Raw genomic sequence first — 25,820 nt, 5'->3', positions numbered from 1 at the left:
CGCGCCGCCATGCGCGGGCAAGTTCCCTCTGATAGTTGATGGAAGGCGTTGCCGTCGAGCGGAATTTCTGCCATGTGTGTGCTAGCCTGCACTTCGCAGAGACAGAGGTCGCGTTGTACGCCGGAAAGTCGTCACCGGCAAGCACCATCCAGCCCGTATAGAGGAAAGGTCATGCAGCCATTGCGCGTATTCAGCGTCGCTCCCAACCTTCCCCAGCCCCTGGAACCCTTACGGGAGCTGGCGTACAACTTCTGGTTCTCCTGGAACCCAAGAATCGAAGAACTGTTCGCGCAGCTCGATCCTCGCCTCTGGCGCGAAACGGCCAAGAACCCGGTGCTGTTCCTGAACCGCGTCCCCCAGAACATTCTGCAGTCCGTGGCTGTGGACGAGAACTATCTGGAACGCCTCAAGGAAGCCAAATCCAGCCTGGAGCAGTACACCACCCGCACCACCGGGGGGGTGCCTTTTCCGCCTGCAGAGCCCGGCCAGCCGGCCGTGGCATACTTTAGCCTGGAATATGGCTTTTCCCTGTCCATGCCCATTTATTCCGGGGGCCTGGGCATCCTGGCCGGGGACCACCTGAAATCCGCCAGCGACCTGAACACCCCCCTGTGCGGTATCGGGCTCTTCTATCTCAAAGGCTATTTCCGCCAGTACCTCACGCCGGACGCCTGGCAGCAGGAGCGGTATCCTGTTAATGATTTCGAGCAGATGCCCGTTCGCCTCATCAAGGATTCCTTTGGCCATCCCACGGTGGTGGATGTGGATCTGGCCGGGCAGACACTCTATGCACAAATCTGGAAAGCCCAGGTCGGCCGCATTGCCCTGTACCTGCTGGACACGAACATTCCGCAGAATCCTGAGCACCTGCGTGCTGTTACCGCCAACCTGTACGGCGGCGGGCTGGAGATGCGGCTGTGGCAGGAAATTCTCCTGGGCATCGGCGGCATCAAGGCCCTGCGCCTCCTGGGCCTCACGCCCAAGGTCATCCATATGAACGAGGGCCACAGCGCCTTTGCCGGGTTGGAGCGCATCCGCCACTATATGAAGCGCGAGGGCCTCTCCCTGGAAGCCGCCCTGGAACTCTCGGCCTCCACGTCTGTCTTCACCACGCACACCCCCGTGCCTGCGGGCAACGACCGTTTCCCGCCGGATCTGATCCAGCGCTATTTTGAAGGATATGCCCGGGATATGGGCGTGGCCTTCAAGGTCTTCATGGCCCTGGGCCGCGAAGACCCCCGCGATGACAGCGAACACCTGTGCATGACCGTACTGGCTCTGAAGCTCTCCCGATTCAACAATGGCGTTTCCCAGCTGCACGGGCATGTGTCCCGGAGCATGTGGCAGCGCGTCTGGCCCCAGTATCCCCTGGAAGACGTGCCCATCGGCGCCATTACCAACGGCGTGCACGCCCCCAGCTGGGTGGCCCCGGACATGGCTTTGCTGTACGACCGCTACCTGGGCGGGAACTGGCGCGAAGATCCGGACTGCACCCGCGCCTGGAGCCTGGCCGAAACCATCTCCGATTCGGAACTCTGGCGCACCCACGAGCGCCTGCGTGCGCGGCTGGTGGATTTTGTCCGCCTGAAGCTCAGAAAGCAGATGGAATCCAAGGGCGTGGGCCGGCGGCTCCTGGAGTTGGCCAGCGAGGTGCTGGACCCGGACGCCCTGACCATTGGCTTTGCCCGCCGCTTTGCCACCTACAAACGCGCCGGCCTGCTCCTGCGCGACAAGCAACGCCTGCTCTCCCTGGTCACCAACAACAGCCGCCCGGTGCAGTTTGTCTTTGCCGGCAAGGCCCACCCGGCGGACCAGGGCGGCAAGAAGCTCATCCAGGAGCTTGTCCAGTTCTGCCAGCAGGAAGACACCCGCATGCGCATGGTCTTCCTGGAGGATTACGACATGGACACCGCCGCCCACATGGTCCAGGGCGTGGACGTGTGGCTGAATACGCCCCGCCGGCCCCTGGAAGCCTGCGGCACCAGCGGCATGAAGGCCCTGGTGAACGGCGTGCTCAACCTCTCCACCCTGGACGGCTGGTGGGACGAAGCCTACAAGCCCGACAACTCCGTGGGCTGGGCCATCGGTCAGGGTGAGGAGTACGAGGACGACGAATACCAGGACTTCGTGGAGAGCCAGACCCTCTACAACATCCTGGAAAACGACGTCATCCCTCTGTTCTATGACCGCGACCACTCCCGCCTGCCCAAGCACTGGGTGCGGCGCATGAAGGCCTCCCTCAAGGAGCTGGTGCCCCTGTACAGCGCCCATCGCATGGTGGAGGATTACACCAAGCTGGCCTACATCCCGGCCTGCGAAAACTTCGACAAACTCCGCCAGGACAATTACAAGGCCGCCTCGGAGCTGGCCACCTGGCGCATGGACATCATGACCCGCTGGAGCGGCCTGCAGGTCCAGAACATCCAGACCGACGCCCCCGTCGCCCTCAGGGTCAGCGATACCGTGACCGTGACCTGCGAGGTGTTGCTCAACAATATCAAGGCCGAGCATTTGCTGGTGGAGATTTACTCAGGCCCCCTGGATACGGATGGCCGCTTCACCGCCCGGCACACCTTCCCCATGCTGCCCAAGGGCCAGCCCGTGAATGGCTGGCAGCAGTTCGAGGGGCAGGCTCAGCCGGAAGAGGCCGGCCGCTTTGGGTTCACGGTGCGTATCCTCCCCCGCCACCCCCTGCTGCTGGACCCGCACGCCCTGGGGCTCATCAAGTGGGGTAATTAGGGGAAGGCTGGTCTCCACACCGGGGCTGCCAGCACAACAAAAAAATACGGCCCGCCGCATCCTGCGCGGCGGGCCGAACTGCATCATTCTGTCCTTGGCATCATTCCTCATCAAGCGGCCACCACGGAGGGTTCCGCGTGAGCATCAATGCTTTTTTGGATAATGATATCCCAGACCTGCATCTGGAAGAACTGCTGATGGTGCTGAACACCATCACCGCCAACAAGGATTTGCCCGAAGCTGAACGGACCCTGGAGCTGGGGGGCTGGTTCTCGCCGGATGGCCTGGGCTTTTCGCGCATCCTGGCCAACCCGGCCAATCCGGCCAGCAGGCTGGTTATTTCCATGGATGCCTTTGGCAAGATCACCCTGGAAGTGGATGAGCTGTAGTCCGCTTGGCGTGCCGCTCAGAACTTGAACAGGTTCATGTTGCCGCCGCCCTGCTTGTTGCTGTTCGAGAAGAAATCCCCGGCATTGGGGTTTTCCGGAGTACGCGGGCTGGAATCCTTGCTCAGAAAGCCATCTTCCTTGGTCCCTTCGAAGGGCACGCTGGAAATCTTTTTGCTGGCCGGATCATAAAACCAATAATATGCCGGCGCCCCCCCCATGGAAACCACCATCAGGCGCTGGTTGGTGTTGGAATAGACTTTCCGGGTGCACTGGGCGATGGCCATCTCCTGCATGCAGGCCATGTCCTTTTCTTCCACCAGGGAGTACTCCCGCAACTCCGGAATAGGATGCATGGCGTCAATCCGGGTGGCCTCTTTTGGAATATCCAACGAATCAAACGCGTTAGCAACTGAAACACAGCTCATGACCAAGACAGCGGCAAGCAGCAGGCGCATGCGGAACCCCTTGATGAAATGGCAGCTGAAGCAACGGCGCATACTGTAGTGGTCCCGCCGACAATTAGCAAGGCAGGAGTCGGGACGCACTGCGCTGCGGCATATCCACATGGACAAAATTCCGCGAAATGGCTATCCTGACGTCATGCGAACTCTGCTCCTCCCCGCCCTGCTGCTCTTGCTGCTGCCCGGAACGGCCCATGCGCAACTGCCGGCCAAGCTGTTCGGCATTGTCCTTGGGGAACCGATTTCCACCTACGCTGCACTCATCGACAACGCCACCGACGCGCGGGACCGTGATGCCCTCTACGTCAACGAGGTGGACCTCAAAAGCGCCCTGTTTCCCGGCGTGCGCGGCGGCAGCATTTCCTACGGCAACTGCGCCAACCCCGGCGCCGTGGTGGGGCTCAAGCTCAAACTGGACGACCCGGACCAGGGCACTTTCAACGCGCTCTACCAGCGCTACGAGAAAGCCTTTGGCAAACCCTCGGAATACCAGGGAGACGCCTTCAAGACCGTCATTGCCTGGAAATGGCGTTTTGTGAAAGGCAACGAGGAAACCCAGGTGGTGCTCACCTGGTCCAAGGATCCGGAAATGCGGCCCGGCACCTCCGTCAAGATGCGCCACCGCACACTCTGGGAGGCCGAATACCAGTGCCAGCAGCAACGGCAAGGCAAGACCGAGGCGCCGGCCCCTGCGCCCCTTTCCCCCAAGGAGCTGGATCGCTTCCTGCCCGTTCGTCCCTGATGGCTTCCGCCCTTTCGGCAGCAGCCTCTCCCCCTCTGCACCCGCCGGCGGCCTCAACCGCCCGGCAGGCGCCCCTGCCACAGGATCCCTGCGCCGACCCCAGTCCCACGCACTGGGCCTGGCAGGGACTCTGCTTTGATGTGCCGGCGGACTGGGACGTCACGGTGCTGGAGAAACACTACCTGCGCGCCGACGACGGGCACGTGCCCCGGCTGGAGATTGCCTGGCGTCCGCGCGGGCCGATCACGCAATCCACGCTGCGCCGCCGCCTGCGCCGGATTCTCCCTGGCGCCACGCTGCATTTTTCCGAGGTCCCTGCACCGCAGCTGCCTGGCAGTCTTGTCTTTTCCTTCGATCGCTCCGGCTCCGGCCAAAAAACAGGCCCAGACACAGGCTCAAGGCGCGGCATGGGTGCCGTGTGCGATGTGTCCGCCACGCACTCGGCCTTCCTGCTCCTGCACGCGCCGCCCGGGCTTGCTCCGGCGGAACAGGGGGACGCGATGCCCGAGGCGCTCCGACAGTTGCTCGCAGCCGCGACCCTGCCCCCGGCCGGCCCGTTGCAGCCCTGGCGGGCCTTCGGCCTGCGACTCGTTGCCCCGCACACTTACACCCTGGCGCGCTTCCACTTTCAACCCGGCCATTTTCATATGCAATTTGACGGTCCGGCCCGGGGAATCTTGCGCGCCCCCGAGGGGAGCCTGACCTACGACCGCCTGGCTCCGGCATCCATCCTTCTGCACGGCAAGAACCTGGCCCAGTGGGCGGCGTCCTTCCACAGCGCCCTGCCTCTGGCCGCGGCTTCCCTGCAGGGCGATCCCAAGGCCCGCTGCCTGCATTGGCGTTCGTCCTCGCTCCCCCAGAGCGCCTGGAAACGGCGATTTCTGGGTGATTCCGGCCGCGACCTGCAGCTCAAGCTCTGGCTGGACGAAACCGACACCAACATCCTGGCCCTGCTGGCCCGCGGCGCTCCTGCCCGGGACGAGGCCCTGCTCCTGGAGCTGTGCACCCGGTATGCGATTTCGACGCTCCCCTAACCCCGCCCGGCCGGTCGCGGCGGCCCTCTCGCGTGAAGAAGCCCTGGCCGCCATCCCTGTGCCCAATGACGGCGTGGAAACCATCGTAACCGAGGAAGGCCGGACGCGTCTGGTCTTTCCCCTGGCCCATCGCCCCTGGGTCAAACGCCTGGCGGCGCTGACGCGGGCCACCCTGCCCCCGGCCGGCACCAAGGCCCTGGAACTGGACGAGCTCGGCGCCTGGACCTGGCGGCTCATCGACGGCCAACGCAGCGTGGCCGACATCTGCCGGGAATTCGGCGCCTCCTGGCGGCTGCAGCCGCGGGAATCCGAACTGGCCGTCACCGCTTTTCTGCGCGAGCTGGGCAAGCGCGGTCTGTTGCTGATGCTGGTGCGGGAAGAAGGAAAGAAGAAGGGCCGGACCAGGAAATGAATCGGGGGAACTGAGTTCCCCCGAGCCCCCTCCAGTTGCTTCGTGTTTTTATTCTTTTCTCAGCTTTCTATCCGCTCCAGCCGGTGCTCGCCGCCGAGGATGAGCAGCATGTCTCCGGCATTGAGGAGACGGTCGGCCTTGGGGATGTAGGTGTAGTCTTTCTCATCGGCGTGCTTCACGCCCACCACCTGGAGCTGAAAGCGGTTGGTCAGGTTCAGGTCCCGCAGGGTGCTGCCGGCCCATTTGTCCACCACCACCTCTTGCAGGGCCACACCGCTGCCCAGGGGAAAGTAGTGCACGAGCCCGGGCACGGCGATGTGATGCGCAATCTGCTTGGCCACGTATTGTTCCGGAAACACGACAAAATCTGCCCCGAGCTTGCGCAGGATCTTCTCATGCTCCTCGCTGATGGCCTTGCACCAGACCTGTGGCACCCCGAGTTCCTTGAGGTTCAGGGTAGCCAGGACGCTGGCCTCCATGGAGTGCCCGCTGGAGACCACCACATGGGTCAGGTCGCCGAATCCCAGCTGGCGCAGGGCCGATTTGTCCGTGGCGTCGGCCTGGTAGACGTGCTCCAGGATATCCCGCATGGCGGTGACCCGGCTTTCCGAGCGGTCCACGCCAATCACGGTCACTTTCATTTCCAGCAGCCGCTCGGCCAGGGCGGAGCCGAATTTGCCCAGCCCGACAATGCCAATTTCCAAACCTTGCTTTGCTGCCATGGTCGCTCTTTCCTGCTGAGGGGTGATTAGCCGATCATGCAGCGTTCTTCAGCCCAGCGATACCGCGGGCTGCGCTGCCAGCTTTGCATGGCCGAGAGGAACACGATGGGCCCCAGCCGGCCGGTGAACATCAGAAGCATAATCACCAGCTTGCCTGCCGGACTCAGGGTGGGCGTGACCCCGGTGGAGAGCCCCACGGTGGCGAAGGCAGAGAACGCCTCAAAGGCCAGGTCCAGAAACCGTTCGCGCCCCGCACCTGCCGCGCTTGCGCCCGGCACAGCGGCTTCGGTCAGGCAGAGCAGCATCACTGCCGTCATCACGGCGAGGCTGGAGACGATGGTCAGGGTGATGGCCTTGTTAAGGCTGTCGGCGTCCACAGCCCGGTTGCCGACCACGGTCTGTTCCCGCCGCCGCAGCTGCGAGCCGATGAAGCCGAGGAGCACGCGAAAGGTGGTAGTTTTGATGCCCCCGGCCGTGGAGCCCGGCGAGCCGCCCACGAACATCAAAAACATCATGAACAGCAAGGTGATGGAGGAGAGTCCGGCAATGTCCACGGTATTGAAGCCGGCCGTCCGGCAGGTGACGGACTGAAAGAGCGAGGCCAGGACCAGATGCTCCGTGCTCAGGGCGCCGATGCGGATATCGGTCATTTTTTCCAGGAACAGAATCATGGCCGCACCGCCGAAGATGAGCCAGGCCGTCATCCGCATCACCACGCGGCTATGGAACGAAAGGCGGGGCTGCAGGGCCATCCTGCGGTAGTGCACCCTGCGGGCCACCCAGGCGCCGAGCTCCGTCAATGTGGAAAAGCCGAGCCCACCAAGGATGATGAGCACCATGATGACCGTGTTCACGGCCAGATTGTCCCGCCAGGGCATCAGGCTGTTGGCGTACAGCCCGAACCCGGCGTTGCAGAAGGCCGAGATGCTGTGGAACACCGCCCCGAAGGCCGGAAAGCCCACCGGGTCTGCCAGGTGCAGCGCCAGCGCGCCCAGGCCTTCAATCAGAAACACCCCGGCAAAGAGCGTAATGAGAAAGCGGCCCAGGTGGAAGCCCTGGTCGTGCAGCAGGCTCTGGCCCACGGCAATGCGGTCCGTCATGGAAATCTTGTGCCGCCAGAGGTAGAAGGCCAGGCTGGCAAAGGTCATGATGCCCAGGCCACCGGCCTGGATCAGAGCCAGCAGGGCCATGTGCCCGAAACGGCTGAAGGCCGTGCCCGTATCCACCACAGCCAGACCGGTGACGCAGACGGCAGACGTGGCCGTGAACATGCCGTCCAGCAGGGAGACATCCCCGCCGTTCTCACTCAGCGGGCTGGAGAGAATCACCCCTCCCACCACAATAGCGGCGGCAAAGGAGAGGATGGGCAGTATCAGGGGGGACGCTAGGGAGAAACGCATGCCGGGCCTTGCCGATGGAGCCGTTGCGCGTCATGCAGGGGCGGGTTGCAGCGGGCGCGTGTTCAGCGCCCTATGCCACTGAAGCAACGTGCTGTCCAGCCTGCCCGCCAGCAGGTCATCTGGCGCATCTGCCGCGGCCGGGAAGGTCATTCCCCACCCTCCCTCACGGCTTGTCATCGGGCCGGGCAGGACGTATGGTGCAGCCCGCCGCGTCTGCCGGCGTCCCCGTTCATCCTTCATCCACCAAGACCCACCATGCATCAGTCCTTGCGCATCACCCCCGTCGAATTCGGCACCCCCGGCTTTACCACGTTTCTGGATCTGCCCTGGAAAATCCATGGGGATGACCCCTGCTGGGTTCCCATGCTGCGCGCCCAGCAAAAGGATCTGCTCAATCCCAGCAAGGGCCCGTTCTTCGAGTTCGGCGAGGTGCAGTATTTTGTGGCCTGGCGGGGCGACGAGCCCGTGGGCCGGCTCTCGGCGCATGTGAGCCGCAACTATGACGAGTTCCACGAACCCGGCACCGGGTTTTTTGGCTTTTTTATCTGCAAGGACGATCAGGAGGCCGCCACCGCCCTGGTGGAGGCGGCCGGCGCCTGGCTGCGGCAGCGCGGCAAGACGCGCATCCTGGGGCCGATGGGCTTTGGGATTTATGACGAAGTGGGCATCCTGCTGGACTGCTACGACTATGTGCCGGCCATCATGCAGGTGTACAATCCGCCCTACTACCCCGCCCTCATGGAGGGCGCAGGCCTGGGCAAGGCCGTGGACTGGTACGCCTTCCGCGGCAAGCCATCCGAGGAGATGCGCCCCGTGGCCGAGCGCCGGCTCAAGGACGCGCTGGACAAGACCACCCTGACCTTCCGCAAGCCCTCGCCTGCAGAAGTCATCCAGCGGGCCGAGGAGGTCCGGGTCATCTTCAATGAAACCTGGAAACGCAACTGGGGGCACGTGCCGTTCACGCCCAAACAGTTCAAGGCCGTGCTGGCCGAGCTCCGGCCCATGCTGCGCACCCGCTTCATGCGCGCCTTTTATGATGACCAGAACCGGCTGGCCGCCTTCATCATCACCATTCCGGACATCAACTACGCCATCAAGGCCGCCGATGGCCGCCTGAGCCCCAAGGGGCTCTATCACATCGCCAAGGCCGCCTTCTTCAGCCCGGTGAAGCACGTCCGGACCATCATCATGGGGGTGAAGGAGGAGTACCAGGGCCAGAGCCTGCACCACGCCTTCATCGCCGCCACCTACCTGCAGCTTCTGGACACGCCGAGCCTGGAGTGGTGGGACTGCTCCCTCATCGTGGAGACCAACCTGCCCATGATCCGGGCCATGCGGGCCTACAAGGCCCCCCGCGGCCAGACCTGGCGCATTTACGAAAAGCCGCTGTAAGCTCCCACAACTGGTCAGGAGAGGCGGGGAGGAACTTGCTCCAGGGCGCTCCTTCGAGAGCCCACCCCCGCAAGCATCCTATGCCGGGATTCCCAACGCAGCCGCGGTCCAGCCCAGGGCCGCGGCCTGCAGGGCCTCCTTTTGGCCGGACCACTTGCCGGCCAGCTTGTGGAAATTGGCCGCCGCATTGGCCGATTCCGCCGCACTGGCCAGGAGCCCCCGGCCGGAACGCTTCTTGTGGCGGATGGCCAGATGACCTTGGTAGAGCACCGGGAAGCCGGCGGCAGTCAGGGTCAGGTCATGATCCACGTCATCATACTGTGTGGGGCTGTAGCGGATGTCAAAGGCCGGCACCGCCGCAAGCGCCGCCCGGCGGAAGAGATGGCAACAGCCGGTCACACTCAGGCACGGCCGGCAGTAGCGGAACTGGCCCAGATCCAGGGCATGGCGCTGGGGATCGGCCATGGCGAAGGGCTCGTCTTCCTTGAAGAACTGCTCTGTCTGCTGCAACAGGCGGGGGCTGGCGTCCTCCAGCACGCGCGCCCCGGCCACACCGGCCGCCGGAAAGGCGGCCAGCCCGGCGTGCAGCCGGCCCAGCCAGTCCGCGGGCAGCGTGACGTCATCATCCAGAAAGGCCACGAACTCGCAGGGCCGGACCTCGGGCAGAGCCAGGAGCCAGTTGCGGGCCGGGGCCGCGCCCACGTTCACCGGCAGGCGGACAATCTCGCAGGCCGCGCCCAGCCGGTCCTTCCAGGCGGCGCAGACCTGGGGGGTGGCGTCGCTGGAGCCATTGTCCAGAATGCGGACGATGGCCCCGCCGGTCTCGCTTTCGGCCAGACTGGCCAGGGTGGCGTCCAGCTCCTCGGCTTTATTAAAGGAATACAGACAGACCGCCGTGGCCGCCTCGGGAAGCCGCACCGCCCGGGCCAGACCGCTGCGCAAATCCCGCAGGCACAATGCCGTGCTGACCCGCCAGGGCTGACGCTGTAGCAGTTGCGCAAAGGATCGGCCCGCGGCCTCCGTATCGCCCAGCGCAATCTGCACATGGCCCAGCCGCTCCAGGTGCCAGGGGCCGAGAACCTCGGCATGGCGCTGCAACAGGGCCGCAGCGGAGGAGGAGTTCCCCAGACAGTATTCAAACTCCGCCTCCAGCCACTTGCCCACCGGGGCCAGGGGCGGAAAGGCCTTCAGCCCTTCCAGCAGTTCCCAGGCCGTGGCCTCGTCCTCGCGGGCCAGGGCGTGGTGCCAGCCGTGCCAGCGCCAGAAGCAGTTGCCCGGCGTCAGGCCCAGCTCCCGCAGGAGCATGGCGCGCATGCCGTCCCAGTCCCCGGCGGTTTCCAGGGCCTCCAGGCGGGCGGTGCGGTCCGGCGGGCGGAAGGCTGCGGCGATGATTTTGGCGGCCTTGGCCAGTTCGGGATGCACGAACACCGCCGGCAGGGCGGCCACGTGCCGGGCCGTGGGGCCGTGCAGGGGATCGGCCAGCCAGGCGGCCACCAGCAACTCCGCAGCCAGGGCCGTCCACTGCGGCTGGCCTGCTTCCGCGGCCTGCATGGCCAGGGAGGCGCAGGTCAGAAGCTGGGTCTGGCCGGTGGCATTGAGCATCAACCGGCGGGCCAGGGCCGGCGGCAGGCCCCGCCAATAGCCCGTCAGTTCGGGAAAGATCGCATCCATTGCTCCCAAATCTCCTGCAAGGTAGTGTCGCCGCAGGCCATGGCCCGGGCATGTTCCGCTTCGGCCAGACGCCTGAGGCCCAGCCCGTCGGCCATGACCTCGCGCACTGCGGCCAGCTGGGCGCGCGCTGTCTGCAGCCGGGCAGTGTCGCCGCAGGTTCTGGCCAGGCGCTGGATCTCCTCCAGCACGGCCAGGGAAGGGGCAAAGGCCCCCTGCCGGACCCGCACAGCCAGGGCGGCCCTGGCAGCCTGGGCAGGCTGGCCAGCCTGGGCAGCCTGGGCGGCCTTGGTAGCATGGCCGGCCGACGTATCCCCCCGCCGCTCCAGCCAGCCGGCCAGGATGCCATAGCCTTTTTCCCAGGCCGGTTCCAGGGTCAATAACTCCTCCACCCGTTCGGGGTGGGGATCGGCCTTCCAGGCTTCGTTCACCTGTCGCAGCCGCTCAGGACCGGGAAATAATACGGGATCGAGCCAGGGCGTGAAGCCCAGCCGGTAGCCGTCCGCCGCGGCCAGCAGGTGCAGATCCGGCCGCAACAGACCGCCACAGCGTTCGCGCAGGAGCCGGCTGTTCTCGCGCTCCCTGGCAAAGCGACCGGGGCTCTGGTGCTCGGCGTGAATCAGCCGGGCATTCGGCAGGACCGTGAAATACCCGCCGGCATGTCCGACGGCCCTGGCGCAGAAGTCCACATCCTCCATGCCGTTGACGTAGCCTTCGTGGAGCCCGCCAAGTTCCAGAAACCGTTGCCGGGAGAGGCCCGCCGCCGCCGCGGTGATGCCCTGTAACTTCCTTGATCTACTGGCAACAACATGCCCGGCCGGGTACAGATGATACGGGTGGACGCATTTGATGGAGTGCGCCACGGCAACGCCCAGGTGCTGCAGCCGGGCCTCGCCGGCGGCAGTGTCAAAGGGATACAGCAGCGTGGGGCCGACGCCCAGCAGGGCCGGATCCGCCTCCAGCGCCGCGCGGCAGGGGCTGAGGCAATCCTCCACGAACACGGTGTCGTTGTTCAGCAAAAAGAGCCAGTCACCCTGCGCCGCCTGCGCCCCCCGGTTCACGGCCGCGGCAAAGCCCCGGTTCTGCGGCTGGGTCAGGAGCCGGAATCGCGGGCCGAACAAGGCCGGCCCCAGGGCCGGCAACTCGGCGGGGGTCTGGTCCGTGGAGCCGTCGTCCACCACCAGCACTTCGTACCAGTTCCCGGGCACCTGCGCGGCCAGGGAAGTCAGGCAGGCCCGGGTGCAGGCCCAGTTGTTGTAGACCGGAATGACGACACTGAGCGCGACGGCTGGCGGACTCCCTGGCATGAACTCCTTCCCCTACTCCCTGCGTTTGACGAGCATGAGGGTCAGATAATGCGGTGTATCGCCCAGACTGTCCAGATCACGGCTCCACTGCTCGCCCTCCAGCCCCAGCCGGGTGAACACGGCCGAGCCCGGCCGACAGCCTCCTTCGGCCACGGCATTCTTCAACTCTCCGTAATTCTTGTAGGCCTTGAGCACGGCCACATTGGGCGAGGCCTCCATGGCCTGGCGCAGGGCCGCACCACCGGCCACGCCGGGCAGAACCAGCAGGGACTCCCCGGCCTCGGCCAGGGGGATGACCGCCGTGGCTGCCGCCGCCTGGAAGGAGGTGATCCCCGGTGTGGCCGCCAGCCGGGCCAGGGGATGCCGCGTCCGCAGGGTCCGGGCCAGATAGCCGAAGGTGGAGAACAACAGCGGGTCTCCAAGTGTGAGAAACGCAGCGTCCCTGCCCTGAGCCAGGACCTCGGCCACAGCGTCCGCATTGGCCTGCCAGGCGGCGTCCAGCACGGCCTGATCCGAGGTCATGGGAAAGGGCAGTCGCGTTACCGGCGTGCCGGGCCTGAGGTGCGGCCGGGCGATTTCCAGGGCATGGGAAAAGTCATTCTTGGTGGAGGCCGCGGCAAACACCGCCTCCACCTGCCCCAGGAGCCGCACGGCCTTGAGGGTCAGCAGTTCTGGATCCCCCGGGCCCACCCCCAGCCCATGCAGCACGCCCCAGGGTGACTGCGTTGCAGAACCCGCCACGCTCATTCCCCGCCTCCCTGCAGCCAGGCCGCCAGTTCCTCCGCGGCGTCCACTGCAGCCGGGCCGGTGCGGGCAAAGCGGCGGCCTTCCACTACCAGGGTGCGCTGCTGTTTCACACAATCAAGCAACTGAAAATGCGGACGATTCACATACGGCTCCGGGTTGGGGTTCATGGGTCCGCGCTGGAGCAGGCAGACCTGGGGATTCAATCGCAGCAGGGCTTCCTCGCTCAGGCGGACATGCCGGCTGTCCTCGGTCACCACCGGACGACCGCCGGCAGCTTCCACAATATGACTGGCCAGGGAGCCTCGGCCGGCCACCAGCAGGTTGGGATACCGGATCTCCACCAGCACGCCGGGGCGATCCGCTTCCGGCGTGCCGGCCACACGGTGGCGCACGGCCTCCAGGCGATTCTGCAGGGCCTGGATCCGCTGCCCGCCGTCTGCCCCGGCGCCCACCAGCTCCGCTACGCGGGACATGGCCGTGAACAGGGCGGGGAAATCGTCCATCTCGAAGGCTGCTGAGGGAATCTGGAGGGACTCCAGGGCCTTGAGTGGCTCGCCTGCTTCCTCCCGACCGGCATGTTGCAGGACCAGATCCGGCTGGAGGGACAGAATCAACTCCAGATTCGGCCGCAGGTGCGTGCCCACCGCCGGCACCGCGGCCAGGGCCGGAATTGCGTCGTCAGCCGTGGTGCGCCCGACAATGAGATCCCCTTTGCCCAGCGCCAGCAGCACATCCGTCAGGCCGCCGTGCAGGCAGACGATGCGGCGGGCCGGCTGGTTCAGGCGTACATCCCGGCCGCGATCGTCCGTGACGAGAACCGCCTGGGCCAGCGGATCAGTGGCGGCGGTCGGTTCCTGGGTCCAGGCCACGCAGGGCCGCAGGCACATCCCCAGGAGCAAGAGCCACCTGAGGCAACCCCAGGAGCGGGTGTTCCATGATAACCAATGGTGTTTCATAAATAAATTCCAAGGCGGTTTGCCGCACCACCTGCAGCGGCGGCCCATCCAGCACCAGCCGGCCGCGTTTGAGGAAAAGCAGACGATGAAAATGCAAAGCCGCCAGGTTGATATCGTGCAACACACAGACCACCGTGGCCCCGGCGGCGTGGCGGGTCTGCAGCACCTGCAGCAGTCTGGCCTTGTGGGCCAGATCCAGGCTGGCGGTGGGTTCGTCCATCAGAATGGCCGACGTCTGCTGACACAAGGTCCGGGCGATGCAGGCCCGTTGCAGCTCGCCGCCGGAAAGACGCGTGGCGTCGCGGTCGGCCAGGTGCAGCACATCCAGCTGCATCATGGCGTCCACGGCGGCCTCGCGGTCCTCGCGGGAGGGGCCGGTCCAGAAATTGGCGTACGGGTGGCGGCCCATGAGGACGAGATCGCGCACGCTGCAGCCGGGCGGGGCTTCCAGGCGCTGCGGCAGGCAGGCCACCAGACGGGCCCGCCGGGCCGGCGGCATCAGATGCACAGGCTGGCCAGCCAGCAGCAATTCCCCCTCCATGGGCGAAAGCAATCCGGTCATGGCTTTGAGCAAGGTGGATTTGCCGCTGCCGTTGGGCCCAAGGATGGCCACCAGCTCGCCGGGGCGAATCTGCAGATCCAGCCCCTGGAGCACCGCGCCCGCGCCGCCGTGCCCGCAGGCCAGACCCTGGGCGTGAATCATGCCTGCCCCCTGCCGGGGTGCCGGCCCCGGCGTCCCAGCAGCACGCAGAAAAACGGCCCGCCCAACAGCGCCGTAATGACACCCACGGGCAGTTCCATGCCCCCTGTGTCCGTGGCCAGCAGCGCCCGGGCCAGGACATCGGACCAGACCAGCAGGATACCGCCGCCCAGGGCCGAGGCCGCCAGCAAGGTGCGCGAGCGTGGCCGAAGCCAGAGCCGGAAGGCATGCGGCGCCACCAGCCCCACAAAACCGATGATTCCCGATACCGCCACCGCCGCCGCCGTGACCAGCGTGGCTCCCAGCAGCAGCAGGAGCCGGACTTTCTGCACATCCACGCCAAGCAGCAGGGCCTGTTCCTCGCCCAGGGCCAGCAGATCCAGCTCCCGGGCATAGCGGGCCATGACCAGCGCGCCGATGACGAAAAATGGAAGGAACAGCAAGAGGTGCCCCCACCCGCGCCCCTGCAGACTGCCCATGATCCAGAAGACCATGGCCCCCACCGCTTCCTCATGCACGGCTTTGACCAGGGCGATGCAGGCGGCCAGCACGCTGGAAACCACCACGCCGGCCAGCACCAGTGTCTCGCGGGAAAGCCCTCCGCTGCCCCCGGCCTGCCGGCCCAGCACCAGCACCGCGGCCAGGGTGGCCAATCCCCCGGCCAACGCGGCCACAGGCAGGGCCGAGAGCCGCAGATCCGCTGTCCATCCGCCAGCCAGCGCCGCCATTGGCCCGAGGCTGTCCGAGGTGATGCCCAGCCCCAGCACCAGGGTGGCCCCCAGGGCCGCCCCGGCCGAAACGCCCAGGGTAAACGGATCGGCCAGCGGATTCTGCAAAACGGCCTGGAAGGTCGTTCCGGCCATGGCCAGGGCCGCGCCCACTCCCAGGGCCAGCACGGCCCGGGCCAGGCGCAAATCCACCACCACGGCCCGCACGGCTTCGGGCAATTGCGAGGCATCCAGCAGTCCCGCCGCTCCGCCCACGGCCGTCACCACGTCCCCCAAGCCCAGGGCCCAGGGCCCGACAGTGCAGGACGCCAGCACGGACAGCACCGCGCACACAGCCAGGAGAATCCACCATCCCCTAGGCATGGGCATTCCGCAGGTCGCAGTACACGGGCAAGGTTGCCCACAAGGGCGCGAAAAACAACACGCTCACCAATTGCGTCCGGGGCGGGGAACAAATCTGTCCGGCAGAGAGGAAGCAAGGGAGGCAACAGCGCATCGCGGCAGCAATGCGCACCCCGTGCGAACCGGGCAGGTCGCGGTCGGCAATAAGCCCCGTTGCCGTCGCGAGTTGGCTGCGTCTTCAGGCAGGTCTTCCGGCTCACCCCACCTGCCCCGGCCTTCCCAGGAAAGCTCCCAGTGGCGCGTAAAAGGAACAGGTTTTTTGTGGGGTTACGGCGGCGGGTCCGCTCCCGGTTTACACGGGATTCCCTATCAAGCCAATGGCACCTGACGACGAGAAACGGGGTTGAAGCTACGTCCTTTGCCGTGACGTTGTCAATCGAGCGACCACACCTTGACAGACCCGGCCTTTCCATGTACCAATAACCTAGAATAATAATTGATTTTTCTAGATGTTGTCTATAGTTCACCCATTGTCGCACTGCCAAAGCGGCATCTTGAGCCTGCAAGGAGATTGCCATGAACCTGTTGAGCCTGTGCAGCGGCCCGCGCGTCATTCTGTGCACTGCGGCCATGCTGCTGAGCCTGAGCCTCTGCGGCGCCGCCGATGCCTTCACCGTGCATCGCGACAATCAGAACCTGTTCAAGCGCGGCTGCTATATTGACAACTCCCGCTTCAGCAAAGAGACGGGACTGGTCTGCGGCAACTGCCGCAACAACGGCTATCAAGTCTGTTGCAACGCCTTTTCCCAGACGGATTCCTACTCCTGCGCCGTCTCCGAACAGGCTACTGGCAGCGGCTCCGGGCTGACCATCAGCGAAGCCGTGGCCAAAGCCTGCGGCTGCAACTGAGCCTCACCCCAGAGCGCATGTGATATGGCGGGAGACGGGCGTGCATGCGCACCCGTCTCCCGCCACTGTGCGTTTTTTCGAACCGGGTGGCTTGTTACTGCTCTGCCAGACAGACGCGGTCTTCCCCATCCCGTTCGGTCAGCAACACATTCACATGCTGCTTGCGCTTGGTCTGCACGGCAAGGCCGAGATAGTCCGGCTGAATGGGCAGCTCGCGATGCCCCCGGTCCACCAGAGTCAGCAGCTCAATCTTGCGCGGCCGGCCAAAGTCCAGAAGCGCCTCCATGCCGGCGCGGACGGTACGGCCGGTATACAGCACATCGTCCACCAGCACGACAGCCCGGCCGTCAATATCAAAAGAAATATCCGTATCGCTGATGGTCGGCTGCACGTTCAGGGTGGTCCAGTCGTCGCGATAGAGGTTGATGTCCAGCTTGCCCAGCGGGGTCGGGCACGGCATGCGCGCGTCCAGCAGCTGCTTGAGCCGCACCGCCAGATCCGCGCCACGGCGCTGGATGCCGATGATGGCAAGATCGCTGCAGCCGTCGTGACGGGCCATCACTTCGCGCGCCATCCGCTCCAGCGCGACGGCGATATCCTGGGCAAGCATCAGATCGTGACAAGCGGACATGGCATCAGGCTCCCTGCATCACACCTGCCGCTGCATCAGGCTGCAACAGCAGACGGTTCCCTATGGCGCTGTGTTGAAAACACAATCCCATTCTAAAATGTTATAGAACACCATTTCCACAAAAAAAGCAATGCCCTCACGCCATGCCGGAAGCAGCGAATGCCCTCTCTCCTGCCTATGACATGGAAAGAAATTATCTATCTGACCGCATTTCGTTGACATTTGCGCACAGCAGTCTTAGATGCCTCTACAATTCATACTTCATTCTGGAGGCATCATGGTTACACTGACGGACAACGCCATCCGGGAGTTGGACGCGTACTTCGCGGACAAGCCCAAGAGCCCGATCCGCGTGTACCTCGCACCTGGCGGTTGAGCCGGCCCGCGGCTGGCATTGGCTCTGGATGAGCCAAACGACAAGGACGAGGTGTTCACCCAAGGCAGCTATTCCATCGTTATGGAACGCGAACTCTTCAATCAGGCGAAGCCCCTGCGCATCGACGTCTCCTACATGGGCTTCTCCGTGGAATCCAGCCTGCAACTGGGCGGCGGTGGCTGCAGTTCCGGCAGCTGCTCCGGCGGTTCGTGCAGCGTCTAGCGTGATGTCCACGAAATAAGGTGATAAGAACGTCATCAGATTTCGTGGAAGATCGTCAGCCGAAATGCGCGGATATCGGCTGACTCACGGAGCATGCTGCTCCGGGCCGCTGTGCCAGCGGCCCAGTGTTGCGTCTGTTCTGTATAGATCATTTCGGAGGACGCAACACGAGAACCTCTCGTCTTTTCTGACGGATTAAAAAACGCCGTGGCGTGCGGGTAGTTCCCGGCCGCAACGGCGTTTTTTTCGCGCCGTCTGGCCCCTGCGGGTTGACGTCTGCGCCAGAGTGCATAGAATCCTCAAATTCATCTCATTGGAGGACTCTATGATTCACCTGACCGAGAACGCCGTGGCTGAGCTGGACGCCTACTTTGCCGATAAACCCAAAAGCACCATCCGCATTTACCTGGCTCCCGGCGGCTGCTCCGGCCCCCGGCTGGCCCTGGCCCTGGATGAGGCCAATGACGCCGACGCCGTGGTGACCCAGGGCGCCTATACCCTGGCCATGGACAAACAGCTGTACGAACAGGCCAAGCCCCTGACCATTGACGTTTCCCACATGGGCTTTTCCGTGGACTCCAGCCTGGAACTCGGCGGCGGTTGCGGCGGTGGCTGCAGCTCCGGCGGTTGCGGCACCGGCTCCAGCAGCGGTTGCGGCTGCCAGTAGTTGCGGCTGCCAGTAACGGCCATCGCTGCGCAGCCATATTGCGCAGTCATATCGCGCAGCGCGAGAGGGGAGCCCCAGCCTTGGGCGCTCCCCTCTCGCTCGCTTGCATTTCCGCATGCCGCGGCCAATAAAGTCACTGAAATTAATTGAAATAATACACTATCGCCTCACCAGCTGCGCTTGTCCACCAGCCGCGGCGCGTGCTCCGGCAGCTCCTCGCCGCAGGCGTCCGGGGCAAGCAGACGGATTTGCGGGCGCAGCTTGCACTGGGTTGTAAAGCTTGCCGCCACGGCGTCCAGGGCCGTATCCGCCGGCCCGGCCAGCACCAGCGTCAAACAGTCCTTGCCGCCGGGGTTCTCCACCACCACCTGCCAGCGGACAATTTCCGGATAGCCGGCCAGGGCCTGGGCCACCTGGTGCGGGTAGATGAACTGCCCCTTGACCTTGGCCGTGTCATCCACCCGGCCGAGAATGCCCAGAAGCCGCGGCGCCCCCCGGCCGCAGGCGCAAGGCGAATCCTCCAGCCTGGACAAATCGCCCGTTGCCAGACGAACAAGCGGATATTCCAGCGGAAAAGGCGTCACCACCACCTCGCCGGTCTCCCCGGCCGGCAGCGGCGCGCCCGTGGCCGGGTCGCAGATTTCCACATGCGCCCGGCAGGCAAGGTGCATCCCCGCAAGCTGCCGGCATTCATAGGCGATGCAACCCACATCCGCAGTGCCGTACCCCTGGCGGACGAGCAGGCCCAATTCCGCTTCCAGTTCCTGCCGCAGGGCCTCGGGCAGCCGCTCGGCGGCCACAAAGGCCACCTTGAGCTGAAAGGCCGTGGCCAGATCCACCCCCTGCGCCCTGGCCGTATCCTTGATGACTTTCAGATAGCTGGCCATGCCCACAAACCCGGTCACGGGCAGGCGGGTCAGCAGGTCGATCTGGGTCTGGGTGTTGCCCGGACCGGCCGGGATCACGGCACAGCCAAGCTCGCGCAGGGGTTCTTCCAGCATCAGGCCGGCAGGGGTCAGATGATAACCGAAGGTCATCTGCACCACATCCCCCGCCCGAAAGCCGGCGGCGTGGAAGGCATCTGTCCAGCCCCAAAAGTCTGCGCTGCGACCCTCTGGATCGAACAGCGGTCCCGGAGACATGAAAATGCGCGACAGCCGGCCCAGCTCCACGGAGGTGAGCGAGCCCAGGCCTTCGCGTTGCTGCCAGTCCATCAGTGCTTTCTTGCGGATCGGGGGGATGCGGACAAAGTCCTCCCAGGACCGGATGTCCTGCATCGCCAGCCCGGCTCCGGCCATGCGGCTGCGAAACTCCGCCGAATGCGTCCAGGCCGCCTGCAACACGGCCTGCACCCTGGGCCAGGCGACGGCCTGCCGTGCCGCGCCGGCAACGGCTTCGCCCTCGTGCCGTATCGTGTCCTCTCGTGCCATCACGCGCTCCTCGCTGGTGGAATGAACGGATTACGACGATCAGAAACGGCTTTTTTTTCGGGGAACTGAGTTCTCCGAGCCCCCTCCGGTTGTTTTTTGCGCCCCTGCCCCGCCGCGCCGGGGGCAGGGGCGCAAAAAAGAACAGGGGGGCCAGGGGGGGGATTATTCCCCCTGGCATGTCTTTTCCTTCCTAGCCCTCGCCCCCATACTGCCGCTGCAACGCATCGAGGTACAGCAGGGCGGTGTCCAGGCTGCCGAGCTCGCCGGGCTGCTGGCGGAGCCGCCAGACGACGTCCCTGAAGGGGGCGTCCGGCGGTGCGCCCAGGGCGTCCAGGCGTTGGCGCAGGGCCAGGGCGAGATCCGGCGGCAGACCGGCCAGGGGGTCCGCGGCCGGGCTTGCCGTCGAGGTCGCGGCGGGTTCTGGCCAGCCGGGGCGGCGTTCGGCAACGAAATCCAGAAGCTGCCTCATCCGGGTGGCATAGGTATGTTCGGCCAGCACCCGGCTGCGGGCCTTGGCGGCCATGGTCTGGCGCGCCTCGGGGTCCTTGCTGTAGCGGGCGATGAGGTCCAGCATCTCCTCCAGGGTGGAGAAGGTGGCCAGCTCGTCCGGGGCGAAGAGCTCGGGCAGCAGCGCCCGCTGGTCCACCACCTGAAAGGCCCCGCAGGCGGCGAGCTCAAAGGTGCGCGGGTTGACGAAGTCCCCGGGCTGCACGGGCGGATCGACCTTGATGCTGGAGTGCAGGTTCACGTTCACGGCCGTGGCGTTGAAAATCTTCACCGACTCTTCGGACGAGATGCGCGCGCCGTCTCGTTGCAGCACCTGTTTGAGGGCGGCGGAGTGTTCCCAGTCGCTGCCCCAGATCCTGAAATCCTGCCCCAGCAGATGCTTGAAGGCCACCCGCCGGTTGGGATAGCCCGCGCCCAGGAAGGAGACCGTGCTGCCGAACTGGCGCTGCTCCAGGTGCGAAAGCTCCAGGGGCTTGTGGAATTCCGGGTCCGCCGCCAGCGGGAGATAGCAGGCGTTGGCCGCGCCGATTTCTCCAAGCGCGGCAAGGAAGGGATCCTTCTGGATGACGAAGAAAAAATCATAGAGCGGCGCAAAGGCCTGCCAGTACGTAAAAAGCCGGAAGTCTTCCACAAACCACATGGCTGTGGGAATGCCCGAGCTGCGCAGTCGCTTCAGGGCCTGCCGGGAAAGCGGTGCCTGGGCCAGGGAGAGGACCAGATCCGGCCGGAAGGTCTCGGCCTTGGCCAGCACGGCCTGGGAGACGAGCTGCAAGAAACTGTTCTCCAGATGTTCCAGGCGATCCAGGGTCACGCGCAGGCCCTTGAGGGCGGTGAAGGCGCTGTGAAACTCCGGGGCCTCGAACTCCTCCACCAGATGCCCCAGGCTGCGCAGGCCGCGGGTGGCAGCGCGCCCCACGGGCAGCGAACCGCCGTACATGGGCAGAACCACAAGCACCCGCAAGGGGCGAGGAGCAGCCATCAGACAGCCTCCGTAACACCGCGGGCATGCAGCGCCCAATCCGGCTCATGATAAAGATGATCGGCCACCCGGGCCATGCCCGCCCCAAAGCCTTCGCCGCAGTGGCGGTCGGCCATGACAGTCTCGCGCCAGAGCCGGCGGGTTGCGGCCTGGGGATCCGTGCCCGCCACGGTGACAAAGTTGCAGCCGAGGGCGTCCAGGGTGGATTCCAGACGGACAAGACCGGCCGGCGGCTCGCCCTTGTCCATGGACAGCAGACGCAGGAAGGCCCGATCCGAAAACGGCTGCAGGCAGGCCACCTGCTGGTGGCAGGGCTGGGACTCCAGACAGGGGGCGCAGTCCCGCGTGGCCTGCCAGACCGTGTGGCCCTGGCCGTAGGGGCCGGTTTCCCAGGCCCAGGCCGAAGAAAGAAACGTGGCCGTCACCGGCACGCCCAGGCGGGCGGCCAGATGCATCACGCCCGTGTCCGGAGTGAGGACGCAATCCAGGCTGCCGACCAGGTCATGGAGTCTGGCCCAGTCGGTCTTGCCGGTCTGGTCCTGGCACTGGGACTGCAGGGCCCGCGGCAGGGCCTCGCGCAGGGCCTTGGCCGCCGGGGCCTCCGCCGCGCTGCCCAGCAGATGGATGGGGGCGGACTTGCCCAGACGATGTACCAGCGCGGCCACACAGCCGGCCAGGACCGCAGGGGGCAGGGAGCGCCGGGCATTTCGCCCGGCCATGACCACACCCACACCGCCGCCTTTGGCCGCGGCGGGAGGATTCACCAGGGTCGGGGCGATGGGGTCCTCATGGAGATGCGCCCAGAGATCGGCCAGGTTGCAGGGGGCCATGGCGCGGCGGCCGGACCAGCGAAAGGCCAGGGAAAGCCAGGGCGCCCGCAGGAGCTGGCCGCGGTGCCAGGCATACCCCCGGCATTGTGCGGAGGGAAACGCCGCTGCCAGGGCCTCGGCCAGGGGCGAAAAATTGAGCACATACACCGTCTCGAACGGGATGGCCCGCAGGGCCCCCACCGTCCGCTGCAGTTCGGGAATCACGGCCTGCGGCGCGGCCAGGCCGTGGGCGGTAATGCCATGGACCACGCACTCGGGATGCACCAGCCGGGCCAGGGGGACCAGGGAGTGATCCACAAGCAGATGCACCTCCCGGCCCGCATCAGCCTGAGGGCCTGCGTGAGGGGACGCGAGGGAGGCGACGAGACGGCGGGTCTGGACAAGATCGCCGAAGCGGGCCAGTTGCAGAATCAGTGCTGGCGGGGGCGGAAGTGTCGGCATTGCCGCACCGTATCGCAAGAGCCCGTAGTCTTCAAGCCGGTCTCGTGCGGCAGAACGGATGTACAGCGCGGCCCGGCTCTGATACTGACTCGCCATGCGCTACTACCCCCTGTTCCTGGACCTTGCCCGCCGTCGCTGCATTGTGGCCGGGCTGGGCGATGTGGGCCGGCGCAAGTGCCGCGGGCTCATCCCGACCGGACCCAGGTCCATTTTGCTGCTTGACACTGGGCCGCTGGATGCCGATTTTGCCTTGGAGATCGCCCCTCTGCTCGCGAGTGGGCAGATTGTCCACGCCGGCCGCGCCCTGGAGGCAGCGGATCTGGACGATGCCTTTCTCGTCTTTGCCGCCACAGGCAGCCGGGAGGAAAACCAACGCATCGCCGGGCTGTGCCGGGAGCGAGGCATCCTGTGCAATGTGGTGGACGCGCCAGCCAGCGGGGATTGCATTGTGCCCTCCCTGGCGGTATCCGGCGAGTTGCTGGCAGCCTTCTCCACCCAGGGGCAAAGCCCGGCCCTGGCCCGGATGGTCAAGCGGGAGCTGGCCGCAGCCCTGGACAAATGGGCCGGCCTGGCGTGCTTTCTGGGGCTCTTGCGGCCGGAGCTGCTGCGGTTGGGGCGGCCACCGGCGGAAAACGCCGCCGTGTTCCGCTCCCTGCTGCGGGAAGATCTGGCGGCCGCCCTGGCTGGAGGGAATGTGGAGGCGGCCCTGGCCCTGGCCCGGCCGCTGCTGCCCGAGGCCCTGCGCCTGCGGGTGCAATCATTGCTCGCCCAGGCGGCCAGTCGGTCCACCGCGCTGTTGGAAAACCGACCGGCCGAACAATCGGACCGTCAACAAGCCGAGACATCCGCATGAGTTTGTTCACCATTACATATCTCGCTATCGTCCTGGCCTATCTCGCTGCCACCTGCCTTTCCCTGTTCGGGGCCCTGCGCCGCCGGCCAGGGATGCGGCGCATGGCGGTGCGGGTGGCCTTTGGCGGGTTTGTGCTGCACACCCTGCTGCTGGGGCATTACTTTGCCACGGAGACCATTCCCGAGTGGACGGCCGGGGTGTACCTGAAAATGCTCTCCTGGTGTGTGCTGGCTGTGTCCTTTGCGCTCTGGCACCGCATGCGTTGGGATTTTCTAGCCTTGCTGGTCTCGCCCGTGGCGCTGCTGCTCTTTGCCTCCTCTCTGACCCACGCCCAGGACACGGTGCAGCTGCCCAAGGGGCTGTTCGGGGTCTTTTTCACCCTGCACATCGGCGCACTGTTCGGGAGCATCGCCCTTCTGGCTGTGGCGTGCGGGGCGGGGCTGCTCTTTGTGCATCAGGAGCGCAAGATCAAAACCAAGGCCCGCATGGCCGGGTTTCTGCAGGATCTGCCCGGCTTGGCCTCCCTGGACCGGGTGAACCACTGGGCTGTCTGCCTGGGCTTTCCGCTGTTCACCCTGGGCATGCTCACGGGCTTCACCTTTGCCCGGCTGACCTGGGGCAAGGTGCTTTCTGCGGATCCCAAGGAGTTCGCCTCCCTGATCATCTGGGCCCTCTTTGCCTGGTTGTTTTATGGCCGACTGTTCCTGGACTGGCGCGGCAGGCGGCCGGCAAAGATGGCCATGCTGCTCTTTGCCCTGGCCGTGGCTTCCATCGCCGGGATCAACTTCTTTTTGCAAAGCCACCACGGTCTGATGGAGCGTCCATGACCCTGTCCATTTACCTCATCGGCCTCAACCACAAGACCGCCCCCGTGGAAGTGCGGGAAAAGTTCGCCCTGGCCGGGGTCTGCCCGCCGCCGCCCGAGGATCTTCCGGCGGTGGAACCGGATCCGGACGCCCCGCCGCCGCCGCTCTTTCCCGTGGGCCGGGATTTGAAGGAAGTGGTCGTGCTCTCCACCTGCAACCGCGTGGAAGTGCTGGCCGTGGGGCCGGGACTCCAGACCGTGGAAGCCGTGCTGGAGCGCTGGGCCGGGCTCAAGGGCGCCTCGGCCGAGGAACTCCGGCCTTATGTGTATATCCATGAACATCTGGAGGCCGTGGAGCATCTGTTCTGCGTGGCCTGCAGCCTGGATTCCATGGTCCTGGGCGAGCCGCAAATCCTGGGCCAGCTCAAGGAGGCCTACCGCAAGGCCGTGGAGCAGAACGCCACCAGTGTCATCTGCAACCGCCTGCTGCACAAGGCGTTTTCCACAGCCAAACGCGTGCGCACCGAGACGGCCATCGGCGGCTCGGCCGTGTCCATCAGCTACGCCGCTGTGGAGCTGGCCAAGCGGATTTTCGGGGAAATGCACGACCACCGGGCCATGCTCATTGGCGCGGGGGAGATGGCCGAACTGGCAGCCACGCACCTGCTGACCTCGGGCATCAACAAGATTTTCGTCGCCAACCGGACACTGGAGCGGGCCGTGCACCTGGCCGAGCAGTTCCGCGGCGAGGCTGTGCCCTTTGACCTGCTCTTCGAACGGCTGCACGAGGTGGACATCATCATCAGCTCCACGGGCGCGCCCTCGACCATTCTGAGCGCCAAGGACCTGAAGCCCGTGCTCAAAAAGCGGCGTAACCGGCCGATGTTCTTCATCGATATCGCCGTCCCGCGAGACATCGACCCCGACGTCAACAATCTGGACAACGTGTATCTCTACGACATCGACGACCTGAAGGAAGTGGTGGAGGAAAACCTGGCCCAACGCCAGGGCGAGGCGGTCAAAGCCCGGGGCATTGTGGCCCAGGAGGCGGTCAAGTTCGGCATCTGGCTGAAGTCCTTGGATATCACACCGACCATCAAGGATCTGCTGGAGCAGGGCCGGGAGCTGGGCCGTCGCGAACTGGCCAAGACCCTCAAGCGCATCCGCGCCAACGGCCATGCTCCCGAAGAAGCCGAGGTGGAAGACGCCCTGGAGATGCTGGTGGACTCCCTGGTGCGCAAGTTGTACAGCCAGCCCATCACCTTCCTCAAGCGTCGCGCCGAGGAGGAAGACAGCGCCCGCCGCTACATCGACATCACCCGGCGCATGTTCAATCTGGATGACGAAACCGTGCCGCCCGACGCCCATCAGGACCGCCGAACCCCGTCTGAAAGCTGCGGCGCATGCAATCATGTGAAACCCGGAGACTAG

The 25,820-nt window shown here is 65.4% G+C and carries 25 protein-coding genes and 1 riboswitch; of the genes, 12 read left to right on the top strand and 13 right to left on the bottom strand.

Annotation, left to right across the window (positions count from 1 at the left end; genetic code table 11):
• Positions 1 to 171 precede the first annotated feature (171 nt).
• A complete protein-coding gene (glgP, locus tag ACYQ00_RS09715; protein WP_460031939.1) occupies positions 172 to 2,739 on the top strand; it encodes an alpha-glucan family phosphorylase in 2,568 nt (855 codons plus the stop codon).
• Between the two features lie 137 nt (positions 2,740 to 2,876).
• Positions 2,877 to 3,128, top strand: coding sequence for a hypothetical protein (locus ACYQ00_RS09710; protein WP_460031938.1), 252 nt, complete (start codon positions 2,877 to 2,879; stop codon positions 3,126 to 3,128).
• Positions 3,129 to 3,145: 17 nt separating this feature from the next.
• On the opposite strand, the gene ACYQ00_RS09705 is transcribed toward ACYQ00_RS09710, so the two are convergent.
• Positions 3,146 to 3,481: a hypothetical protein gene (locus ACYQ00_RS09705; RefSeq protein WP_460031937.1), complete on the bottom strand. Its 336-nt coding sequence runs from the start codon at positions 3,479 to 3,481 to the stop codon at positions 3,146 to 3,148.
• A gap of 247 nt (positions 3,482 to 3,728) precedes the next feature.
• Between ACYQ00_RS09705 and ACYQ00_RS09700 the strand changes: the two genes are divergently transcribed.
• Genes ACYQ00_RS09700 through ACYQ00_RS09690 form a run of 3 tightly spaced genes read left to right on the top strand, consistent with a single transcriptional unit; the run spans position 3,729 to position 5,777 of the window.
• The gene (locus ACYQ00_RS09700; protein WP_460031936.1) at positions 3,729 to 4,331 is read left to right on the top strand and encodes a hypothetical protein; all 603 of its coding nucleotides are present in this window, start codon (positions 3,729 to 3,731) and stop codon (positions 4,329 to 4,331) included.
• On the top strand, positions 4,331 to 5,365 hold the full coding sequence (locus tag ACYQ00_RS09695) for a hypothetical protein (RefSeq protein WP_460031935.1): 1,035 nt from the start codon (positions 4,331 to 4,333) through the stop codon (positions 5,363 to 5,365). The genes ACYQ00_RS09700 and ACYQ00_RS09695 overlap by 1 nt, the downstream gene beginning before the upstream one ends.
• On the top strand, positions 5,343 to 5,777 hold the full coding sequence (locus ACYQ00_RS09690; protein WP_460031934.1) for a PqqD family protein: 435 nt from the start codon (positions 5,343 to 5,345) through the stop codon (positions 5,775 to 5,777). The genes ACYQ00_RS09695 and ACYQ00_RS09690 overlap by 23 nt, the downstream gene beginning before the upstream one ends.
• Positions 5,778 to 5,836: 59 nt before the next feature.
• Here ACYQ00_RS09690 and ACYQ00_RS09685 read toward each other — a convergent pair whose 3' ends face one another.
• Together ACYQ00_RS09685 and ACYQ00_RS09680 are read right to left on the bottom strand one after the other, a co-directional pair.
• Positions 5,837 to 6,499 (bottom strand): potassium channel family protein, encoded by a 663-nt coding sequence (locus ACYQ00_RS09685; protein WP_460031933.1) that lies wholly within the window; start codon positions 6,497 to 6,499, stop codon positions 5,837 to 5,839.
• Positions 6,500 to 6,525: 26 nt separating this feature from the next.
• Positions 6,526 to 7,899 (bottom strand): TrkH family potassium uptake protein, encoded by a 1,374-nt coding sequence (locus ACYQ00_RS09680; RefSeq protein WP_460031932.1) that lies wholly within the window; start codon positions 7,897 to 7,899, stop codon positions 6,526 to 6,528.
• A gap of 255 nt (positions 7,900 to 8,154) precedes the next feature.
• Here ACYQ00_RS09680 and ACYQ00_RS09675 point away from each other — a divergent pair, with 255 nt between their 5' ends.
• A complete protein-coding gene (locus tag ACYQ00_RS09675) occupies positions 8,155 to 9,291 on the top strand; it encodes a hypothetical protein (RefSeq protein ID WP_460031931.1) in 1,137 nt (378 codons plus the stop codon).
• Positions 9,292 to 9,369: 78 nt separating this feature from the next.
• On the opposite strand, the gene ACYQ00_RS09670 is transcribed toward ACYQ00_RS09675, so the two are convergent.
• The 6 genes from ACYQ00_RS09670 to ACYQ00_RS09645 are packed head-to-tail and all read right to left on the bottom strand — an operon-like array spanning position 9,370 to position 15,760.
• Positions 9,370 to 10,962, bottom strand: a complete 1,593-nt coding sequence (locus tag ACYQ00_RS09670; protein WP_460031930.1) for a glycosyltransferase family 2 protein — start codon at positions 10,960 to 10,962, stop codon at positions 9,370 to 9,372.
• Positions 10,938 to 12,266: a glycosyltransferase family 2 protein gene (locus tag ACYQ00_RS09665; protein ID WP_460031929.1), complete on the bottom strand. Its 1,329-nt coding sequence runs from the start codon at positions 12,264 to 12,266 to the stop codon at positions 10,938 to 10,940. The genes ACYQ00_RS09670 and ACYQ00_RS09665 overlap by 25 nt, the downstream gene beginning before the upstream one ends.
• Before the next feature lie 12 nt (positions 12,267 to 12,278).
• The gene (gene cobI / locus ACYQ00_RS09660; RefSeq protein ID WP_460031928.1) at positions 12,279 to 13,013 is read right to left on the bottom strand and encodes a precorrin-2 C(20)-methyltransferase; all 735 of its coding nucleotides are present in this window, start codon (positions 13,011 to 13,013) and stop codon (positions 12,279 to 12,281) included.
• Positions 13,010 to 13,882: an ABC transporter substrate-binding protein gene (locus ACYQ00_RS09655; protein WP_460031927.1), complete on the bottom strand. Its 873-nt coding sequence runs from the start codon at positions 13,880 to 13,882 to the stop codon at positions 13,010 to 13,012. The genes cobI and ACYQ00_RS09655 overlap by 4 nt, the downstream gene beginning before the upstream one ends.
• Complete coding sequence (locus ACYQ00_RS09650) at positions 13,848 to 14,672, bottom strand: ABC transporter ATP-binding protein (RefSeq protein WP_460031926.1); 825 nt, start codon at positions 14,670 to 14,672, stop codon at positions 13,848 to 13,850. Before ACYQ00_RS09650 ends, ACYQ00_RS09655 begins: the two co-directional genes overlap by 35 nt.
• A complete protein-coding gene (locus ACYQ00_RS09645; RefSeq protein WP_460031925.1) occupies positions 14,669 to 15,760 on the bottom strand; it encodes a FecCD family ABC transporter permease in 1,092 nt (363 codons plus the stop codon). The genes ACYQ00_RS09650 and ACYQ00_RS09645 overlap by 4 nt, the downstream gene beginning before the upstream one ends.
• 203 nt (positions 15,761 to 15,963) lie before the next feature.
• Positions 15,964 to 16,142, bottom strand: a riboswitch (cobalamin riboswitch).
• Between the two features lie 173 nt (positions 16,143 to 16,315).
• Between ACYQ00_RS09645 and ACYQ00_RS09640 the strand changes: the two genes are divergently transcribed.
• Entirely contained in the window at positions 16,316 to 16,648 is a 333-nt protein-coding gene (locus ACYQ00_RS09640; protein ID WP_460031924.1) for a hypothetical protein, read from the top strand.
• Positions 16,649 to 16,742: 94 nt separating this feature from the next.
• Here the strand turns inward: ACYQ00_RS09640 and pyrR are convergent, their stop codons facing one another.
• The gene (gene pyrR, locus ACYQ00_RS09635; RefSeq protein ID WP_460031923.1) at positions 16,743 to 17,279 is read right to left on the bottom strand and encodes a bifunctional pyr operon transcriptional regulator/uracil phosphoribosyltransferase PyrR; all 537 of its coding nucleotides are present in this window, start codon (positions 17,277 to 17,279) and stop codon (positions 16,743 to 16,745) included.
• A gap of 277 nt (positions 17,280 to 17,556) precedes the next feature.
• Here pyrR and ACYQ00_RS09630 point away from each other — a divergent pair, with 277 nt between their 5' ends.
• On the top strand, positions 17,557 to 17,877 hold the full coding sequence (locus ACYQ00_RS09630; RefSeq protein WP_460031922.1) for an IscA/HesB family protein: 321 nt from the start codon (positions 17,557 to 17,559) through the stop codon (positions 17,875 to 17,877).
• Between the two features lie 325 nt (positions 17,878 to 18,202).
• A complete protein-coding gene (locus tag ACYQ00_RS09625; protein ID WP_460031921.1) occupies positions 18,203 to 18,544 on the top strand; it encodes an IscA/HesB family protein in 342 nt (113 codons plus the stop codon).
• Positions 18,545 to 18,711: 167 nt separating this feature from the next.
• Here the strand turns inward: ACYQ00_RS09625 and ACYQ00_RS09620 are convergent, their stop codons facing one another.
• The 3 genes from ACYQ00_RS09620 to ACYQ00_RS09610 form a co-directional block, all read right to left on the bottom strand.
• Entirely contained in the window at positions 18,712 to 19,974 is a 1,263-nt protein-coding gene (locus ACYQ00_RS09620; RefSeq protein ID WP_460031920.1) for a phenylacetate--CoA ligase family protein, read from the bottom strand.
• Positions 19,975 to 20,164: 190 nt separating this feature from the next.
• On the bottom strand, positions 20,165 to 21,460 hold the full coding sequence (locus ACYQ00_RS09615; protein WP_460031919.1) for a CgeB family protein: 1,296 nt from the start codon (positions 21,458 to 21,460) through the stop codon (positions 20,165 to 20,167).
• A complete protein-coding gene (locus ACYQ00_RS09610; RefSeq protein ID WP_460031918.1) occupies positions 21,460 to 22,827 on the bottom strand; it encodes a glycosyltransferase family 9 protein in 1,368 nt (455 codons plus the stop codon). Before ACYQ00_RS09610 ends, ACYQ00_RS09615 begins: the two co-directional genes overlap by 1 nt.
• Between ACYQ00_RS09610 and ACYQ00_RS09605 the strand changes: the two genes are divergently transcribed.
• From ACYQ00_RS09605 to hemA, 3 genes are read left to right on the top strand one after another with little or no spacing between them, the layout of a single operon-like run.
• Positions 22,826 to 23,584, top strand: coding sequence for a precorrin-2 dehydrogenase/sirohydrochlorin ferrochelatase family protein (locus ACYQ00_RS09605; protein WP_460031917.1), 759 nt, complete (start codon positions 22,826 to 22,828; stop codon positions 23,582 to 23,584). The two genes, ACYQ00_RS09610 and ACYQ00_RS09605, sit on opposite strands and share 2 nt — an antisense overlap.
• The gene (locus ACYQ00_RS09600; protein ID WP_460031916.1) at positions 23,581 to 24,411 is read left to right on the top strand and encodes a cytochrome C assembly family protein; all 831 of its coding nucleotides are present in this window, start codon (positions 23,581 to 23,583) and stop codon (positions 24,409 to 24,411) included. The genes ACYQ00_RS09605 and ACYQ00_RS09600 overlap by 4 nt, the downstream gene beginning before the upstream one ends.
• Entirely contained in the window at positions 24,408 to 25,820 is a 1,413-nt protein-coding gene (gene hemA / locus ACYQ00_RS09595; RefSeq protein WP_460031915.1) for a glutamyl-tRNA reductase, read from the top strand. The genes ACYQ00_RS09600 and hemA overlap by 4 nt, the downstream gene beginning before the upstream one ends.

This window comes from Megalodesulfovibrio paquesii (assembly GCF_054653055.1).
Note: the sequence above shows the minus strand (reverse complement) of the source record. Positions and strands in the feature narration are given on the sequence as shown.